This window comes from Mesorhizobium sp. USDA 4132 (assembly GCF_056279545.1).
This window is the reverse complement of sequence record NZ_JBWCCP010000001.1, coordinates 2,078,766-2,096,083: the sequence shown is the minus strand read 5'-3', so window position 1 is coordinate 2,096,083 and position 17,318 is coordinate 2,078,766. Positions and strand designations below refer to the sequence as shown.

Genomic DNA, 17,318 nt, shown 5'->3' with positions numbered 1-17,318 from the left:
GCAACAGTGACAGTTAGCAGCTTGCTTCGGTAGGAAAAAAGTCGTTTTTACCGCAGCGTTCATATGAGGAGTGGCAAGAGATGTTAGATGACCTGATGGGCGCCTATGGAGGCCGCCTGGTGATTGCAGTCGTCGGCGTCGGCATTGGGCTTCTTGTCCTCATCGGCGCGCTCTGGCTCATGCGCGGCCGCGCCGGCCCGTCCCCCTTTGTGCGCGGCGGCAAAAATCGCCAACCGCGGCTTCAGGTGCTGGATGCAGCGGCCGTCGACGCGCGCCGTCGCCTGGTCCTCATCCGCCGCGACGGGGTCGAGCACCTGATCATGATCGGCGGGCCGACCGATATCGTCATCGAAAGCGGAATTTCCACGGCGGCACCCGCCGTGCCGGCGGTCCCAGCAAGCGCGGCAAACCGCTTCCAGCCGCTGGACATGACGGCTCCCGTTCAAGCCGCACCCGCCATGGAAGCCCGGCCGGCTCCCGTCGCCGAACCCCGCCCTGCCCAGATCCCACGTCCCGCGGCTCCGGAAACGCGCATCGAGCCGGCACGGGAAAGCGTCGTGCCGCCGCGCGAGGCCCCGCGCGCCGCTGCGCCTTTGGCGGCGGCAGCAGCTCCCGTCACCGGGCCCATGCCGATGAGCGGCACCCTTGCTCCGCGGCCAGCCCCGCCTGTCATGGCCAACAATGCAGCGGCTGCCGAGCCGGTGGCCGCCCCCAGGATCGAACCGCCCGCCCGTCAAGCCCCGGAAGTAAAGTCCGAACAGTTGCGGCCGATCGCGGCCCTCGCAGCCGCAGCCCCGCCGCCTAGCCCAGCTCCTGTCCCCGCTCCTCTCCAGGTTCCGGCTTACGACGACGCTGCCGATGTGCTCGATGCCGCCCGCGAACGTGTCTTCCAGGAAGCGCCCGAGCCCCGCGTCGTGCCGGTCAGCGCGGCAATCGTGCCGCCTGCCCTGCAATCGGCCGCCGACAAGCCGAAACAGCTCGGCAGCGATTTCGAGCGTATTCTCGAAGAGGAAATGGCCAACAACCTCGCAGCCCGCGAGTCGGCCATCATCCCCCAGCCGAGCCGTCAGATACAGCCGAGGAACCCCGGCGTGCCGCCGGTCACCGGTGCGACACCGGAACCGAGCCTGCAGTCGGAAGTCGCCCGTATCTTCGGCGAGATGTCGGTCACCCGCGACAAGTGAGCAGGCCCCCGCCATTTTGGGCCCAAGAAAAAAGGCACGGAAAAACCGTGCCTTGAATTCGTTATGGCTGATCAGGCGAATTATTCGTCCCGATAGACCTTTTCACGACGCTCGTGGCGTTCCTGCGCTTCGATCGACAGTGTGGCGATCGGACGAGCGTCGAGACGCTTGAGGCCGATCGGTTCGCCCGTTTCCTCGCAGTAACCATAGGTGCCGTCCTCGATGCGCTGCAAGGCGGCATCGATTTTGGAGATCAGCTTGCGCTGACGGTCACGGGCTCGAAGCTCGATAGCTCTGTCGGTTTCGGAGGAAGCCCGGTCGGCGAGATCGGGGTGGTTGGCGCTCTCTTCAGCCAGATGGCCGAGCGTTTCGCGCGCTTCTCTCAGAATATCGTTTTTCCAGGCGATCAGTTTTGCCCGGAAATACGCTTTCTGGTTTGCATTCATGAACTCGTCGTTTTCAGAGAGCACATAATTGCTAAGATCGATCTTCTCACTCAACGCGATTCTCCTGAAGAACATCTCATGCGGCGCTCTATATCCTATCCTCCCATCCGGATTCAAGCCTCGCGCTCAGTATTAAGGCATTTTTAAAACTGTCATAAAAATCCGCTAAACGGCTATTTTTTAAGCTTTTATTCTGAATGTCCGAAACTCTTCTCCACAGGCGCACGCGCCCGGCGGGGCTATTTCAGAACATCTGCGGCAGTTGACGAGTCTCATGCCGAAAGGGTACCCATCGCTTCCATCCTCTCACTAGCGGTGCCGGGCATGACGATGATCACTCCTCCTCCTTCCCGCATCTATCTCCTGCGCCACGCCAAATCCGGCTGGGCGGAACCGGGACAGCACGATTTCGATCGCCCTCTCGACAATCAGGGCTTCGCACAGGCCGAGATCGTTGCCGACAAGGCTGCAGATCGCAACTATCGGCCTGATATCCTTATCAGTTCCACCGCCATGCGGTGCCGCCAGACCGCCGAAGCCATTCGCCGCGCGATCAGTGAGGAAATCGAGCCTGTCTTCATCGACGAACTTTATAACGGCTCGCTCGGCACCTATCTCGCCATTCTCGCAGGCCAAAGAGACAGCAGCTCGGTCATGCTCGTCGGCCATAACCCGACCATGGAAGAGGTCCTGGAAGGGTTGATCGGCGCCGACCAGATGGTGGCGGCGGTCCCGGGCGGCTATCCGCCTGCCGGCCTTGCGGTACTCGATTATCGCGGTTTTGTCGCCGGCTCGGACGCCGCCTGGACACTGACCGACTTCCTGACGGCCTGACCAGGACCCGAACGACGGCTTTGCGGCCTCGCAACGGCTTCCTATATAGGCGTAAACTCTGGACCCGGAACGACGCCTTGCCGCCTTCGCTTACCAGCTTCTCGGATGACGCGCGCATCGCGCTCGACAATCTCGCCGACCGTGCCTCGGGCCTCGTGCATCCGACGATCAGGCTCGGCGTGACCGGCCTGTCGCGAGCCGGCAAGACCGTTTTCATCTCGTCGCTCGTCCACAATCTCCTGAACGGCGGGCGGCTGCCGCTCTTCGAAGCGCTCCGGTCGGGCCGGGTGTCGGCGGTGCGGCTCGAGCCGCAGCCGGACGACGCCATCCCGCGCTTTCAATACGAAGACCATATCCAGGCCTTGGTGCGCGACCGCATCTGGCCGGATTCGACCCGCGCCATCTCGGAGCTGCGGATCACCCTCGATTACCAGAGCGCCAGCGGTTGGGGCCGGATGTTTTCCCGCGGTCGGCTGTCGATCGACATCGTCGATTATCCCGGCGAGTGGCTGCTCGACCTGCCGCTGCTGGCGCAGGATTTTCGCACCTTCAGCGATAATACCGCAGCACTTGCCGGGACCGGCATCCGGGAGGAGTTGTCGAGGGAATGGTTGGCTCTCGCAAACGGCATAGATGCGGACGCCCCGGCTGACGAAATGACCGCAAGGCGGCTCTTCGAAGCCTTTGCCGCTTATCTCAGGGCCTGCAAGGCGGACGAACGGTCGCTTTCGACCCTGCCGCCCGGCCGGTTCCTGATGCCCGGCGATCTCGAAGGCTCGCCGGCTCTGACCTTCGCGCCGCTACCGAACATGCCCGAGACCAAAGCGCCGAAGGGTTCGCTGCGGGCGATGATGGAGCGCCGTTACGAGGCCTACAAGAACGTCGTGGTCAAGCCGTTCTTCCGCGAGCATTTCGCCCGGCTCGACCGTCAGATCGTGCTGATCGACGCGCTGCAGGCGATCAATCGCGGTCCCGAAGCGGTGCAGGATCTGGAACGGGCGCTGACCGATGTGCTCGCCTGTTTTCGCCCCGGCCACAACAGTTTCTTCTCTTCCCTGATCGGCCGCAGGATCGACAAGGTTCTGGTCGCCGCCACCAAGGCGGATCACCTGCATCACGAAAGCCATGATCGCCTGGAACGGCTCACCGGTCGGCTGGTCGATCGCGCCGTCAAACGGATCGGCATGGCCGGCGCCGGCATCGAGGTTATGGCGATCGCATCGGTGCGCGCTACCCGCGAGGCGACCGTCAAGGAAGACACCCATCTCCTGCCGGTCATCGTAGGCACGCCTATTGCGGGCGAGATGATCAACGGCGAACGCTTCGACGGAAACAAGAAAACCGCGATATTTCCTGGCGACTTGCCGGAAGATCCTGAAGCATTTTTTCAGCAGCTGGATTCGGTCAATGCGGAGCTTCCGGAGATCAACGTGGTGCGCTTTCGCCCACCGGCGCTCGAAGAGGCGAATGGCGGCATGAAGCTCTCGGTACCGCATATCCGGCTCGACCGCGCCATGCAATTCCTGTTCGGAGATCGCCTCGCATGAGACCGCCCGAATCACCTCAGAACGGCAAACGCCGACCCGCATCTTTCTCGGTCGAAGAGGAAAGTGCCGCCCGAAACGAAACCTTGCCTGTCCCTCGCCGCAGCCCGCGCAGCTTCGAGGACGGCGTCGTCGTGACGCCCGACGAACAGGATCCGTTCGTGACGCCGCCCGAACTCGCCGCGGAGGCTATCCCGGTCGCCGAGCCCCGGACGCGCAAGAAATTCTCGTTCGTCAATCTGGCGACGGCGGCCTTCGGCACCTTCCTGTCGCTCGCTTTCGGTCTGTGGGCCGATAGCGTCATCCGCGACCTGTTCACCCGGGCCGACTGGCTGGGATATGCAGCGCTCACAGCGCTTGCCGTCGGACTCGTCGCTGTTGCCGTGATCGTCGGCCGCGAAATCTTCGGCATGATGCGGCTTTCCGCCGTCCAGACCCTAAAAGTCCAAGCGGAAGAGGCGGCGCTTTCCCCTCGCCCGACTGCCGCGCGTGCCGTCGTTGCCACGCTTGCGAAACTTCTCAGTCACCGGGCGGAGACCGCCAAGGGTCGCGCCAACCTCGACGCCACGAAGGACGAGATCATCGATGGCCCCCAGCTTATCGAGCTTGCGGAACGGGAGCTCCTGGCGCCGCTCGACCGCAAGGCCCGCGCTCTCATTCTCGGATCGTCCAAACGTGTCTCGATCGTCACCGCCATCAGCCCACGCGCCGTTGTCGACCTCGCCTACGTGCTTTTCGAAGTAACGCGGCTGATCCGCGCCATGGCCGACCTTTACGGCGGCCGGCCGGGCACGCTTGGCCTGTTGCGACTGATGCGGGACGTTATTGCCCATCTCGCCGTAACCGGCTCGATCGCCGTCGGCGATGGCGTTGCGCAACAGGTCCTCGGGCATGGGCTCGCTTCCAGACTTTCGAAGCGGTTGGGCGAAGGCGTGATCAACGGCCTCTTGACCGCGCGAATCGGCATCGCCGCCATGGATCTTTGCCGGCCGCTGCCCTTCCGGGCGGTGAAAAGGCCCGGAATCAGCGATTTCATCTCGGATATTGCGGCAGTCGGCGGGCGAAAAGATGAACAATAGAAGGGTTGACCATGGCCCAAATCCGGCCATGGTCACCAGTCGTTAACCATTCCCACCTAAATTACGGGACACTTAAAGTTGCTGCTCGTCAGGGGAAAGTTCATGTATTCGCGCTTCTTTTCGCTTCTGGGCGGGTTCGCCATTCTGACAGTCGCGACCACTTCCGCCATGGCGCCGCAGGCTGAAGCCGCTCCGCGCGACAAGGCATTCTTCCAGTCGGTCGCCGGCGTCTGGAAAGGTCCCGGCGAAATCGTCGCCGGCAAATACAAGGGCACGAAATTCAGCTGCAATTTGACCGGTGCAGCGATCCCGGACGGTGATGTCGGCATCAAACTCGATGGGACCTGCCGTGTCGGCGTGTTTCAGCAACCGATGTCGGCCACCATCGCCCAGAGCGGCCGCAGTTACACCGGCAAGTTCCTGGATGGCGCCGAGGGCAAGGGACTGGACATCATTTCCGGCTCGGTCAGCGGCGACAAGGTCGTCATGGGCATCAACCGCAATCAGCTCAACGGCGCGATGGTCGCGAGCCTGCGTGGCGAGAACAAGATGAACATCACCATCTCGATCAAGGTCGAAGACCAGATGGTACCGGTGATCGGGCTCAGCCTCGACCGCGACATGGATTCGATCGCCGTCGGCTCGATTAAAGAATAAGGCTGGCTAGGGCGCCGTCAGGCGCTCTGCCACCAGTTCTGGCTGTCGCGCGCGACCTTGATGCCGGCGATGTCGGTTCCACCAAGCCAGTCTCGCACTTTCCTTCCCTTCACCAGAAGATCCGGGGCGATGTCGGCAAGCGGCATCATTACGAAGCCGCGGTCGGTCATGCGCGGATGCGGCACTTCCAGTTTTTCGGTCTTCTGCTCCCGCGTCCCATAGGTCAGGATGTCGATATCGATGGTGCGTGGTCCCCAGCGCTCCAGGCGGACGCGCTTCATGCCGCGCTCGATCGACAGACAGACGTCCAGAAGGTCCTCCGGCTCCAATGAAGTCTCCACCAGAACGCAGCAGTTGAAGAAATCCGCCTGGTCGGTCTTGCCCCAAGGCGGGGTCGAATAGAGTTTCGACACGGCCACGACCCGGCAGTCTTCGCGCGCATCGAGCTGCCGGAGCGCCTCGGCCATGGACGACGGCGGATCGCCGATATTGCCGCCAAGCCCGAGAGCCGCGACTTCGAACGTATTTTCAGGCGAAATGCTCAACACGCACCTCCGCATAATCGAGGATGCCAGGGATCGGCACGCTCGGCTTGCGCACGGTGATCTCCACCCGGCGGATCTGCGGCGACCAGGCGCACAGCGCCTTGCCGATGTCCTTGGCAAGCGTCTCGATGAGGTTGCGGCGGCGACCGGTCACCACCTTCTCGACGATCTCGTAGGCGATGCCGTAATGCACCGTGCTTGCGACATCATCGTTTTCGAGCGCCTCGTCCGCCTCTACGTCCATGACGACATCGATGAAGAAACGCTGGCCCAGCGTGGCCTCCTGCTCGAAGGCACCGTGCTTGGCGTAGAATGCACAGTTCTTCAGCGTGATCGTGTAGGTCGCCATCAAAGGCCCTCTCTTTCTTCATGAGCGGAGGCCGCGGCGAGAACCGCGTCGGCTATTGCCAGCGCGTCACGGTTGGCAGCGACATTGTGGACACGGAAGATCGAAGCGCCCGCAAGACGCAGGATCGCCGTCGTCGCGGCGGTACCGACGTCGCGTTCGCCCGCCTTCTCGCGGCCCGTCAGGGCGCCGATGAAGCGTTTCCGCGAGGTGCCGGCGAGCAGCGGGAAGCCGAGCCTATGCAGTTCGGCAAACCGCGCCATCAATTCCAGGTCGTCGTCACGGTCCTTGGCAAAGCCGAAGCCGGGATCCAGCACGATCGCATCTTCGGAAATACCGGCGCTACGAGCGATCTCGAGCGACTGCTGCAGGAAAAATTCCTGGTCGGCGATTCTGTCGGGCCGCTTTTCCTGCTCGCGCCCGCGGCCGGTATGCATGATGCAGACGCCAGCCGATGTTTGAGCCGCAACAGTGGCGATCTCGCGCTCGCGCTGCAGGCCGTGGACGTCGTTGATGATATGGGCACCTGCCGCCATCGCCAGATGGGCGGTTTCGGCCCGATAGGTATCGATCGAGATCAGCGCATCCGTCTCCGCGACGAGTTTTTCGATCACCGGCAGGGCGCGGTCCTGCTCTTCGGCCGCCGACACCTCGGCCGCGCCGGGCCTCGTCGATTCGCCGCCGATATCGAGAATAGCTGCGCCGTCGCGGACGCAGGAAAGGGCATGAGCCACCGCGGCATCGACGTTTGCGTATTTTCCGCCGTCGGAAAAGGAATCAGGCGTGATGTTGATGATCGCCATAATCTGGCCTTGGCGGCCGAGTTCAAGGGCACGACCGCGCCCGACACGCCAGGTGCTGTTGCGCTGCGATATCACCGGCGCGGCCGTCTGTCGAAGGGTAACGCAAAATTTGATGCCTTTGTGTTGCGCTCAGGCTGGCTATGCCCCAAGGTCCCCATAAGTTCAACGTCGCAGGCCATAGAATGTTCTCCATGCGCAGAGTCCGCCGGTTTTTCGGCGTCTTTCTTCCTCTCTGCGCGATCCCGGCGACGGCCATGGCAGAGCCGATCATCAACAAGACCTATTCCTATTTCCGGATCGGCGGCCGCACGGCCGAGGATCTCGACAAGGAACTGGAAAACCTCGGCCCTCTCACTCGCGGGACCGGCCATCGCCATCCGGGCGCCACCGAAATCAAGTTCGGGGGCGATGTCACCTATGTGGAAAGCGGTGGCCGCTGTTCGGTCGGCGGTGCACGGGTGACGCTTCGCACCCACATCATCCTGCCCCGCTGGGGCAATCGCGGCCGAGCCACGGCCGAGCTGGGCTTCATCTGGGATACGCTCTCGAAGGACATCAAACGCCATGAGGAGCGGCACGCGGAAATCGCCCGCAACCATGCGCGTCAGCTCGAACGGGAACTGCTTGGTCTACCTGCCAACAGAACCTGCGACGCGCTGGAAAAACAAGTTGCGGAAACGACCCGCCGGCTTCTCGAAGCGCATGACCGGGAGCAGCTCCGATTCGACCAGATCGAGGCGGCCAATTTCGACGCCCGGATGATGCGGTTGCTGCAGTACCGCATGAAACGATCCGGAAATTAATCCGCTCTCTAAAGAATCAGCCCCGCCAACCGCTGCGAGGCTTTTGCCGAGCTTGCACCATCCCCTGTCAATGACGGGTGATTTATGGTGATAGTCTAAAATACGAATCTCGGATATAACCTAAGACATAGCTTACCTACCAACGCTTCGAAAAACGAAGCAGATGAGGTAGATAGCCGCAAGATCAGCGTGCCCCTCCGGTTTCGGACCGATGTGTCGAACGCAGTTGCTTCAGGTGTTCCTGAGTTTTTGATTTCCAGCGTTTTAGTTCTCCTGGCGTGTCTTCAAGCCGCAGGTGTTTCCTCCCTCCCCTGCTGGTGATGCGCCCGCCTTGCCTCGCTTGCCGCTTTTGCGGAGCGAGGCTTTTTTTTGCCCGGAAAGGTGATGGGATATGACGGTCAGGCCACGATCAGGCCTGGCGCTCGGGCACGTTGACCACGAGACCGTCGAGATCCGCCTTGACCTTGATCTGACAGGAAAGGCGCGAGTTCGGCTTCACCTCGAAGGCGAAGTCGAGCATGTCTTCCTCCATGGGTGCCGGCGGGCCGACCTTTTCGGTCCAGGCCTCGTCGACATAGACATGACAGGTCGCGCAGGCGCAGGCGCCGCCGCATTCGGCCTCGATGCCGGGGACGGAATTGCGAACCGCATTCTCCATAACGGTGGAGCCTGGCTCGGCTTCGATATCGAAGCGCGTTCCGTCGAAGGCAACGATGGTCAGTTTCGTCATGATAGGGAAATCCGGAATGTTGAAGGGTCAGGGCACACTATTTGAGCGTGCTGTCTTCCAATAAAAGCCCGGCGCAGTCAACATTTCGGGGCGCCGCCGGCTGTTCAATCGGCGCCTCGCCCAAACGATTCGCTCAGCGGCAGAGTTTGTTGATGAAGTTTTCGGCCTCGATGACTGCGGCGGCGACCGCAGCCCGCAAGGAGGCGTCGGAGGCATTGTCTTCAAGGCGCTCGGCAGCGGCGGAAACCTTGAAGGCGCCGACCGCACCGGCAGCACCCTTCAGACGGTGTGCGGCTGCGACGACGTAGGCGCTATCGGCGCTTGATATATCGTGCAGTGCGCGGCGTGCCTGGCGTGCAAACATCTGGAGCACTTCGACTTCAAGGGTCTTGTCGCCCATGGTCTGGGTCGCGAGATGAACGAGGTCGATCGGACGGGACTGCGAGGGGCAAGCGCCCCGGAGGGTTTCCGGAGCTTCGAACGCGATACTGACGGCTGCCATTGCCATGAACCTGTTTTCCCTGTTGTTCTTCTGATAATGTCCCGAATTGTGCGGGCCAATCGCAGCTATCCCGTTAAATTCCGGCACAATCTGGGCCGGTTTCTTCCCATATGGTTAATTTCTGCTAAGCTCCCGGGATTTTAGGAGTTTTGCATCTTCGCATGGTTTAAATTCTGTTAACAACATTCCGCAGCATCATTCGAAGGCAGGCGTCATAATTGTGCAGGGTGGCCGAATGTGCCACTACAATACGCCTAAGGTGGCGAGGAATATCGTCCTTTTGCCCCGGGTGGTAGGTTGGTAAGCTTTCATTATCATCCGTTTGAAAGAACGGCCATCCGACTTGAAAATGAATAGGAAACTGCAAATCCGCTTTGTGGGTGGAGAGTTTCCGGCAGGCAGCGTTCCATCTGTCGGTCTGCGGGCGGCAGCGCGTCAGATGGGATTTGCCGGGCGAGTATGTAACGAGGCGTAACCGCATGGCAAAGAACCCTAGCAGCGAGTCGATCGATGAGACGGCGTTCCAGGCGTTGGAAGATGCCCTAAAAAATCAACTTCAACGATGATCAGTCGCGTCAAAGATCAGTGCCCCATGCCTCGGAGGCAAGAGTGTCAGACACTAACAAACCGCGTCAGACCCAGTACCAGGATGATGCCGCCGAATCATACAGGTCGGCCGCTACTGAAACCGCTGCCAAATCCCCCACATTCCAGCCTGCCAACGATTCGGGGAAGCGCAGTTCGACGGCGATCCTGCGGACGCTGGAAGGCGGCGCAATGCGCTCGTCGATCCGCAATGCGGTGATCGTCTCGATCCTCTGGGCAATCGGCGGTATCGCCCTCGGGCAGATGATCTACGGCAACCAACTCTGGCAGATCACCTCGGTCGAGGGCGTTCTGGCTGCGCCCGGCATCGTCGCGCTCGCGGTCTGCATCTTCGTCCCGATCATGCTGTTCTTCGCCTTCGCGATCATGATGGCTCGCGCTCAGGACCTCAGGACCGCCGCCCGCTCGATGGCCGAGGTGGCGCTTCGCCTTTCGGACCCGGAGACCGTTGCCTCCGAGCGGATCATGAGCGTCGGTCAGGCCGTACGCCGCGAAGTATCGGCGATGAACGAAGGTATCGAGCGCACCATCGCCCGCGCCGCCGAGCTCGAAACACTCGTGCATTCGGAAGTGAATGCGCTGGAGCGGAGCTTTACCGACAACGAATTGCGCGTTCGCGGCCTCGTCCATGAACTTGGCGCCGAACGGGACGCCATCGTCAACCACGCCGAGCGTATCCGTTCGTCGATTGCCGGCGCCCATGACCAGCTCAAGGAAGAGCTGTCGCTCGCGACCGAAGAAATCTCCATTCGCCTGGCAACCTCCGGCGAAGCCTTCGCCTCGATGATCGAGACGCGCGGCGCGGCGCTGATGGAGAAGTCCAACGCCGCCGGCGAAGCGCTCGGCAGCCTGCTGACCACCAAGACCGAAAACCTGCTGCAGACGCTCAATTCCTCCGGCTTCGCACTCGCCCACGAGTTCGACGAGCGGATGGAAGCGATCAACACCGTGCTTTCGCAGCGCGGCCAGGCGCTTCTCAACGAATTCCAGACGCGCGCCTCCTCGCTCGACGCCAATACCGAAAAGCTCAACGCGGCACTTGCCGACCGCACTCGACAGCTGAACGAGACCCTGCTTGCCCGCACGCGGGAAATCACCGACGGACTTGCCGAAAGCGAACAGACGCTCACCGGTTCGCTCGGCGGCATCCTTGCGGCACTCAACAGTTCGCTCGAAGAAAAGAGCTCGTCCTTCCGGCAGAGCCTGCAAAGCACCGTCGAAGACGTGGTCCTCGACCTCGACATGCGCTCCGGCTTCTTCGAAGAGCGCCTGCAGACGACCGTCGGCCTGCTCAGCACGACCTTCGACGACAGCATCTCGCAATTCACCTCCGCCTTCGACCAGCGCGCCGGCACGCTCGACAGCAAGCTGATGGACAGCCTTGCCCGCATCAACGAGACGGTGGCCAGCGGTTCGGACGCGATCGAGAACATTCTCTCGTCCAGCGTCGAGCGCATCAGTTCCTCGCTCACCGATCAGTCGCTTGCGCTCGAGACGACGCTTGGCACCGGCCAGGAAATGCTGGACTCCATGCTCGGAAGCCGCTCGCGCGAACTGTCCGACGCATTGTCGGCCCGCAGCAGCGAAATTCAGGACACGCTGTCGTCCCGCGCTACCGAAATCCAGGATGCGCTCGTGACGCATACCGGGGAACTCCAATCCGTGCTTGTCTCGCGCACCGGAGAACTCCAGGACGTGCTTGGAACTCGGACAACCGAGCTCCAGAGCGTGCTCGCCTCCGGAACCAGCGAACTTCACGACGTGATCGGCGGCCGCGCCACCGAACTTCAGAACGCATTCACCGCACGCGCCAGCGAACTCCAGAGTGTGCTCACCTCGGGCACCGGCGAGCTTCAGGATGTGCTTGCCTCGCGCACCGGTGAACTGAAGGGCGTATTCGCCTCCGGCACCAGCGAACTTCACGCAGGCTTTGCGAACGCGCATCAGAATATCGAAACAACGCTTGCCGAGCGCAGCAGCAGCCTGCTCGGCACGCTTTCCGAAAACCAGGCCAAGTTCGAACAGAGCCTGGCAATCCGCTCGGGCGCCATCATCGCTGCACTTTCCGGCAGCCACGATCATCTGACCGAGGTGCTCAGCCAGAAGTCTGCATCAATCGAAACACTGATGTCCGGTGCGCCGGAGCGGCTCGCCGGCATGTTCGACGAAAAGTCGGAGCACATCTCCCGCACGCTCGCGACAAGCGAACAGCGGATCGGCGACGAGCTCGGCCGGCGTGCGTCCGAGATGCAGTCGTCGCTCGATGCCAATCGCGAGCGGATTTCCGAAATCCTCGAAGACAAGTCGATGGAAATCGCGACGTCCTTCGCGCTCGGTGAAGATCGCCTCGCCGGCATGCTGGACGACAAGTCGGAATCGATCGCCCGTGCGCTTTCGGAGACCGAACAGCGCATGAGTGGCGACCTCGCCCGCCGTACCTCTGAAATCAACGAATCGCTCGGCATCAACCGCGACAGGCTTGCAGAAATCCTCGACGACAAGTCGATGGAAATCGCCACCTCCTTCGCACTCGGCGAGGACCGCCTCGCCGGCATGCTGGACGAAAAGTCGACGGCCATCGCCAATACCTTCATCGATGCCGACGTCCGCATCGAGCAGTCCTTTGCGGCCCGCGCGGAGACCATCCGCAACGCCTATGCCGACAGCCAGGTCAATCTCGACCAGTCGCTCGATAACCGGACGGCGGAGCTTGCCCGCATTCTCGAAAGCGGCGGCGATCGCCTCGAACAGACGGTCGGCGGCGCAACCAGCCGTATTGAAACGGCGCTCACAAGCGGCGCCCAGCGTTTCGAAACGGGCATGGCGGATGGACTGGAACGGGTAGAAGCCGTTCTCGGCTCGACGCAGGATCGCATCGCCGCGACCATCGGCCTTGGCCACCAGCAGCTGGAAACGACACTCGGCTCCGGCTACGAACAGATTCGCGACACTCTGGAAGAACGCACGAACTCAATCGCGACCACGCTCGGCGATGCACAGAGCCAGATCGGGACCCTGATGCAGGACCAGGCGACGTCGCTCGGCACCTCGATTGCCGCAAGTGCCGGAATGCTGGAAATGTCGCTCGAAACCCAGCAGAATGCTCTGCGCGATGCGATCGATACGGCAGGTCAGTCTCTCGAAGAACGTCTGCGCGACAATGTCGGGACGCTTGCCGTCCGGCTCTCCGATGCTGCCGGCGAAATCGGCCGGTCGGCCGACGCCTTCTCCAACCGCATCCGGCAGACGGTCGGTGGGGTTCAGGGCGCACTCGAGGAAACCGGCAGCCGCATCGAATCGACGTTCGGCGGACTCGAAGGCCGTATCCGCGGCGAAATTCTCGAGGCTGCCCAGCTCGTCGACGAGGCCGGCGCCAATCTTTCGGCCACGCTCACCAACCGCACGGCTGACCTCGAACGCGTGGCCACCGAGGCTTCGGATCGTATCACCGACACCATGGACGGCCGCACCGCCCGTATCGAGGAACGCCTCGGCACGATCGACCGCGCTCTGACGATCGGCCTCGACAACGTCACCAAGACCATCGAAAGCAAGGCTGTCGGCCTCGCCTCGACACTGCGCGAAGCAGTCGGCGCCGCAGCCCAGAGCATGGACAGCGAAGCCACCCGCTCCGCCGAAGTGCTGGCCCGTGCCGGCGCCGAATTCACCGAGGAACTCAGCAATCGCAACGCCGAGTTCACCAAGGCAATCGAGGAACGCTCGACCCAGATCGTCGGCCGGATTTCGGAAACCCAGAACCGGCTCGCCGGCCAGGCGGCAACCGTAGCGCTCGCTTTCTCCGAAGCCGGCAATGCGATCGTCCACAAGGTCGCGGAGGCCGACAGCCTGGTGAAGCGCCAGGTGACGGCAATTTCCGAGGCGCTGGACGATGCGCAGAAGGCTCTCGACTCGCGCGGCGACGGCATCCGCACCACGCTCGCCGATACCGCAAGCCACCTCGACAGCGCCATGGACGCCGTCGACCGGGCGCTCGCGGCCCGCGGCGAAGCCATCCACTCGGCCCTCGACGCCCGCGCCCGCGACCTGAATTCCATGCTCGCCGGTCGCTCGGCTGAACTGACGCGCCTTCTCGACGAAAAGGCGAAGCCGATGGTCGAGGAATATGCCGCGACCGGCCGCAACGCCATCGAACAGATGACGACTGCTGCCCAGCAGGGTGCAGAACTGCTCTCGGCTGCGGCGCAGGAAACGTCGGCACGGCTTTCCTCTGCCGCGGAAGAAACGACCTCGCGGCTTTCCTCCGCCACGGAAGAGTCGACGGCGCGTATCCGCAACGAGAATTCGGCACTGGTCGATGCGATCGCCGCACGGACCAACGAGACGCTTGCCGCCATCACGCAGCGGACCGAAAGTGCCGCCGGCACCATGCGTCACGTCGAACAGGGCCTGTCGGCCAGCGTCAACAGCCTTATCGACAAGCTGGCGGAAAGCAATTCGAACATTTCCGCGATGGTCCAGGAGACGGCAAAGGAACTCGGCAGTACCGCCGACGCCGTCGCCCATCACCTCTCGGAAGCCGACCGCAAGCTGAGCGTGACGGCCAACCGCTTCGTGCAGTCGGCGACCAACTCCGCCGATATCGTTTCGGGCTCCACCCGCATGCTCGAAGACAATATCGGTCGTATGTCGGACGTCTTCGGCAACACGCTCGATCAGGTCAGCAGCCTTGTCGGCCGTTTCGACGACCATTCACGCGTGCTTGTCGAAGCATCCGAACTCCTCGGTGCAGCACAGTCCAACCTCGCCAGCACACTGGACGAACGTCAGGACGCGCTGCGCAACCTGTCGACCGGTCTCGTCAAGCGGTCCGAGGAAATCGAGACGACGATGCGCGGCATGACGAGCCTCGTCGACAGCGCGTTCGAGCGGGCGGAAGAACGTTCGCTGCAGGTCGGCTCGCGGCTCCGCGAAAGCCTGCATGCTTCGTTTGCCGATATCGGCCGGACGCTTGGGGAAACGCAGCATCGTGCCGAAGTCACGGCTGATGCAATGCGCGAAGCGCTGATCAGCGCCGGCAGCGACGCCAACCACGCCATCGAGACGACGCTCTCCGATGCCGAGAAGCGCACCCGCGATCTCTCCGAGCGGATGCGCGGCAGCATCTCGCAGTCGCTCGGCGACGTCGAACAGCTGCTGTCGGATGCTACCACCCGCTCCGGCAGCGCTGCCGAACAGCTGCGCGATACGCTGAGGGAATCGGTCGAGGAAGCCATCAACCGCTTCTCCGGCGCAACCGACGAAATCCGCCGCTCGGCGCAGGATATCCGCCGCGAGCTGGATACGACCCGCACCGAACTGAAGCGCGGCGCCTTCGACCTTCCGGAAGAAGCCAAGGAAAGTGCAGCCGCGATGCGGCGTGCCGTTGCCGAGCAGATCAAGGCACTACAGGACATCTCGGCGCTGGTCGGACGTTCGACGCAGAACTTCGAAATCTCCGAGGCTTCCGCACCACGCCAGGCGCCTGCTCCCGCTCCGCAGCCGGCTCCTGCCCGTCCGCAGCCACAGCCGGCTGCCGCAGCCATCCCGCAGCCGGCGCCGCCTGCACCCCGCAACGACCCTTATGCTGGAAACGCATTGCGCGGCACGCTGCCGCTCGACCGCCCGACACAGGCGCCCGTCGCACGCGCACCCGAACAGGCACAGCGCGGCGGCACCGACGGCGGCTGGATCAGCGATCTGCTGCGCGGCGCATCGCGTGACGAGTTCACTGAGACGCCTGCCGCTGCACCGCGTCAGCAACAGCCTCCGGCACCGCGTGCGGCCGAGCCGGCCCCCGCTCCGCGCGGCAACGGCGACAACCGCAATCCCCGCCATATGGTGGAATCGCTGAACTCGCTGTCGGTGGATATCGCCCGCGCCATCGATCATGACGCATCGGTCGACCTGTGGCGGCGTTACCAGCGCGGCGAACGCGACGTCTTCACCCGTCGCCTCTACACGCTGAAGGGTCAGCAGACCTTCGACGAGATCAAGCGCAAGTACGACCGCGAACCGGAATTCCGCACCGCCGTCGACCGCTATATCGCCGATTTCGAAAAGCTGCTCGCCGACGTCGCCCGCACCGACCGCGACAAGACGGTAACCCAGAGCTACCTCACCTCGGATACGGGCAAGGTCTACACGATGCTGGCCCACGCCGCCGGCCGGTTCAACTAAGAGCCGGATCGGAACAACCGATACCTAAAAAGCCGCCTTTCGGGGCGGCTTTTTTGTTGGCTAATCGATACAGGTTCCGAGAATTTGAGGGGCCGGTTGAGACGGGCAACGTCTCCAATAACCGGAAGAGCTATCGCTCCGGAAGGGCTTCAGGCGGCCGAGCGATCGCGGTGAACGATGTGCTTCATCTCTCCCGGACTGGTGTTGAGAAGGCTACGGAGAGGCCGAGGCTTCAGGTCAAACGCATTCAAGTTGTCAAGCGTTGGCAGCACCCACCGAAACTCCAGATCGGTTTCACCGTCACGACTGCGATGGATGCTCTCATGTTCGTCGAAAGCGAGAGGTCGTGACAGTTCAGCTTCGAAGCAAAAGCCCCAATGGGCATCAGCAGCGATCTGATTGGATACGAACGATTTTACCCGCCGAAACCGATAGGTCCTGCGAGCATCACATCGACTTCAGCGACCAGTCGACGATCTCCGCGCCGACCTTGGCGAAGGCGCGGTCGAGCGCCTCGATGAAATTGCGGTTCTCGGCACCCGAGACCGGGGCCGTCGCCTTGAACACGCTCTGGGCGCGCACCGTGCCGTTACGGTCGTTGAGGATTTTGGCCGAGATTTCAACGTTGGCGAGACGGGGGCTGCCAGCCGTCACCTCGAAGGCGCGGATATCGGTGACTATCTGGTAATCGATCGCCAGGCCCTGCCCCGGCTTGCCGACGCCGCCGAGACGGCCGGAATTTTCGAAGGCTTCGACGAGCTTCGACTGGACGAGCGCCGGCAGACGGTCACCCCAGCGGGAGTCGGCCAGATACTGGATTTCGGAAGCTGAAACGCGCACAACAACCTGTTCGCTATTCAAGAGCTTGAGCGCTGTCGGTTCGGGCACCAGGATCTGCCGGTTGCGGGCGGATGGGCCCTGGCCCGAGGGGGTGATCGACAGGTCGAACGTGTCGTTGTTGGCCTTGCTGCCGCAACCAGCCAACAGTGCCGCGACAAGCGGCAGCGCAAGCAGAACCGGGGCACGGGCCGCGCGTCGCATCAGAACCTCCGAACCGGTCAT

General features: G+C 62.6%; 14 protein-coding genes. 7 read left to right on the top strand and 7 right to left on the bottom strand.

The annotated features are described in order from the left end of the window. Positions 1 to 80: 80 nt before the first annotated feature. The gene (locus tag ACZ9IU_RS10875) at positions 81 to 1,184 is read left to right on the top strand and encodes a flagellar biosynthetic protein FliO (RefSeq protein ID WP_038542841.1); all 1,104 of its coding nucleotides are present in this window, start codon (positions 81 to 83) and stop codon (positions 1,182 to 1,184) included. 80 nt (positions 1,185 to 1,264) lie between these two features. Here ACZ9IU_RS10875 and dksA read toward each other — a convergent pair whose 3' ends face one another. Next, positions 1,265 to 1,684, bottom strand: a complete 420-nt coding sequence (dksA, locus tag ACZ9IU_RS10870; protein WP_007771163.1) for an RNA polymerase-binding protein DksA — start codon at positions 1,682 to 1,684, stop codon at positions 1,265 to 1,267. A gap of 270 nt (positions 1,685 to 1,954) precedes the next feature. Between dksA and ACZ9IU_RS10865 the strand changes: the two genes are divergently transcribed. The 4 genes from ACZ9IU_RS10865 to ACZ9IU_RS10850 all read left to right on the top strand — a co-directional run bounded on the left by ACZ9IU_RS10865 (position 1,955) and on the right by ACZ9IU_RS10850 (position 5,744). After that, positions 1,955 to 2,464 carry a SixA phosphatase family protein gene (locus ACZ9IU_RS10865; protein WP_038542839.1) on the top strand — a complete coding sequence of 170 codons (510 nt, stop codon included), beginning with the start codon at positions 1,955 to 1,957 and terminating at the stop codon, positions 2,462 to 2,464. A gap of 77 nt (positions 2,465 to 2,541) precedes the next feature. Further along, positions 2,542 to 4,011, top strand: a complete 1,470-nt coding sequence (locus tag ACZ9IU_RS10860; RefSeq protein ID WP_038542837.1) for a YcjX family GTP-binding protein — start codon at positions 2,542 to 2,544, stop codon at positions 4,009 to 4,011. Continuing rightward, positions 4,008 to 5,087 carry a YcjF family protein gene (locus ACZ9IU_RS10855; protein ID WP_038542835.1) on the top strand — a complete coding sequence of 360 codons (1,080 nt, stop codon included), beginning with the start codon at positions 4,008 to 4,010 and terminating at the stop codon, positions 5,085 to 5,087. Before ACZ9IU_RS10860 ends, ACZ9IU_RS10855 begins: the two co-directional genes overlap by 4 nt. A 102-nt stretch (positions 5,088 to 5,189) precedes the next feature. Continuing rightward, complete coding sequence (locus ACZ9IU_RS10850; protein ID WP_038542833.1) at positions 5,190 to 5,744, top strand: hypothetical protein; 555 nt, start codon at positions 5,190 to 5,192, stop codon at positions 5,742 to 5,744. A 17-nt stretch (positions 5,745 to 5,761) separates the two neighbouring features. On the opposite strand, the gene folK is transcribed toward ACZ9IU_RS10850, so the two are convergent. From folK to folP, 3 genes are read right to left on the bottom strand one after another with little or no spacing between them, the layout of a single operon-like run. Next, positions 5,762 to 6,304: a 2-amino-4-hydroxy-6-hydroxymethyldihydropteridine diphosphokinase gene (gene folK / locus ACZ9IU_RS10845; protein WP_038549179.1), complete on the bottom strand. Its 543-nt coding sequence runs from the start codon at positions 6,302 to 6,304 to the stop codon at positions 5,762 to 5,764. After that, positions 6,273 to 6,638, bottom strand: coding sequence for a dihydroneopterin aldolase (gene folB, locus ACZ9IU_RS10840; protein WP_038542831.1), 366 nt, complete (start codon positions 6,636 to 6,638; stop codon positions 6,273 to 6,275). The genes folK and folB overlap by 32 nt, the downstream gene beginning before the upstream one ends. Next, a complete protein-coding gene (gene folP, locus ACZ9IU_RS10835) occupies positions 6,638 to 7,513 on the bottom strand; it encodes a dihydropteroate synthase (protein WP_038542829.1) in 876 nt (291 codons plus the stop codon). Before folP ends, folB begins: the two co-directional genes overlap by 1 nt. A 179-nt stretch (positions 7,514 to 7,692) precedes the next feature. Here folP and ACZ9IU_RS10830 point away from each other — a divergent pair, with 179 nt between their 5' ends. Next, entirely contained in the window at positions 7,693 to 8,241 is a 549-nt protein-coding gene (locus ACZ9IU_RS10830) for a DUF922 domain-containing Zn-dependent protease (protein WP_437179055.1), read from the top strand. Positions 8,242 to 8,650: 409 nt separating this feature from the next. On the opposite strand, the gene ACZ9IU_RS10825 is transcribed toward ACZ9IU_RS10830, so the two are convergent. Together ACZ9IU_RS10825 and ACZ9IU_RS10820 are read right to left on the bottom strand one after the other, a co-directional pair. Next, positions 8,651 to 8,971, bottom strand: coding sequence for a 2Fe-2S iron-sulfur cluster-binding protein (locus tag ACZ9IU_RS10825; protein WP_038542828.1), 321 nt, complete (start codon positions 8,969 to 8,971; stop codon positions 8,651 to 8,653). Positions 8,972 to 9,104: 133 nt separating this feature from the next. After that, entirely contained in the window at positions 9,105 to 9,473 is a 369-nt protein-coding gene (locus tag ACZ9IU_RS10820) for an Hpt domain-containing protein (RefSeq protein WP_038549175.1), read from the bottom strand. A gap of 609 nt (positions 9,474 to 10,082) precedes the next feature. Between ACZ9IU_RS10820 and ACZ9IU_RS10815 the strand changes: the two genes are divergently transcribed. Then, entirely contained in the window at positions 10,083 to 16,256 is a 6,174-nt protein-coding gene (locus ACZ9IU_RS10815) for an apolipoprotein A-IV repeat region-like domain-containing protein (protein WP_367396521.1), read from the top strand. Positions 16,257 to 16,703: 447 nt separating this feature from the next. On the opposite strand, the gene ACZ9IU_RS10810 is transcribed toward ACZ9IU_RS10815, so the two are convergent. After that, entirely contained in the window at positions 16,704 to 17,318 is a 615-nt protein-coding gene (locus tag ACZ9IU_RS10810; protein ID WP_038542822.1) for an ABC-type transport auxiliary lipoprotein family protein, read from the bottom strand.

Excerpts from the sequence above, each read along its gene's own strand:
- ACZ9IU_RS10875 (WP_038542841.1), top strand. The coding sequence starts at position 81 with ATGTTAGATGACCTGATGGGCGCCTATGGAGGCCGCCTGGTGATTGCA.
- ACZ9IU_RS10865 (WP_038542839.1), top strand. The coding sequence starts at position 1,955 with ATGACGATGATCACTCCTCCTCCTTCCCGCATCTATCTCCTGCGCCAC.
- ACZ9IU_RS10855 (WP_038542835.1), top strand. The coding sequence starts at position 4,008 with ATGAGACCGCCCGAATCACCTCAGAACGGCAAACGCCGACCCGCATCT.
- ACZ9IU_RS10850 (WP_038542833.1), top strand. The coding sequence starts at position 5,190 with ATGTATTCGCGCTTCTTTTCGCTTCTGGGCGGGTTCGCCATTCTGACA.
- folK (WP_038549179.1), bottom strand. The coding sequence starts at position 6,304 with ATGCGGAGGTGCGTGTTGAGCATTTCGCCTGAAAATACGTTCGAAGTC.
- folB (WP_038542831.1), bottom strand. The coding sequence starts at position 6,638 with ATGGCGACCTACACGATCACGCTGAAGAACTGTGCATTCTACGCCAAG.
- ACZ9IU_RS10830 (WP_437179055.1), top strand. The coding sequence starts at position 7,693 with ATGGCAGAGCCGATCATCAACAAGACCTATTCCTATTTCCGGATCGGC.
- ACZ9IU_RS10825 (WP_038542828.1), bottom strand. The coding sequence starts at position 8,971 with ATGACGAAACTGACCATCGTTGCCTTCGACGGAACGCGCTTCGATATC.
- ACZ9IU_RS10820 (WP_038549175.1), bottom strand. The coding sequence starts at position 9,473 with ATGGCAGCCGTCAGTATCGCGTTCGAAGCTCCGGAAACCCTCCGGGGC.
- ACZ9IU_RS10810 (WP_038542822.1), bottom strand. The coding sequence starts at position 17,318 with ATGACCGGTTCGGAGGTTCTGATGCGACGCGCGGCCCGTGCCCCGGTT.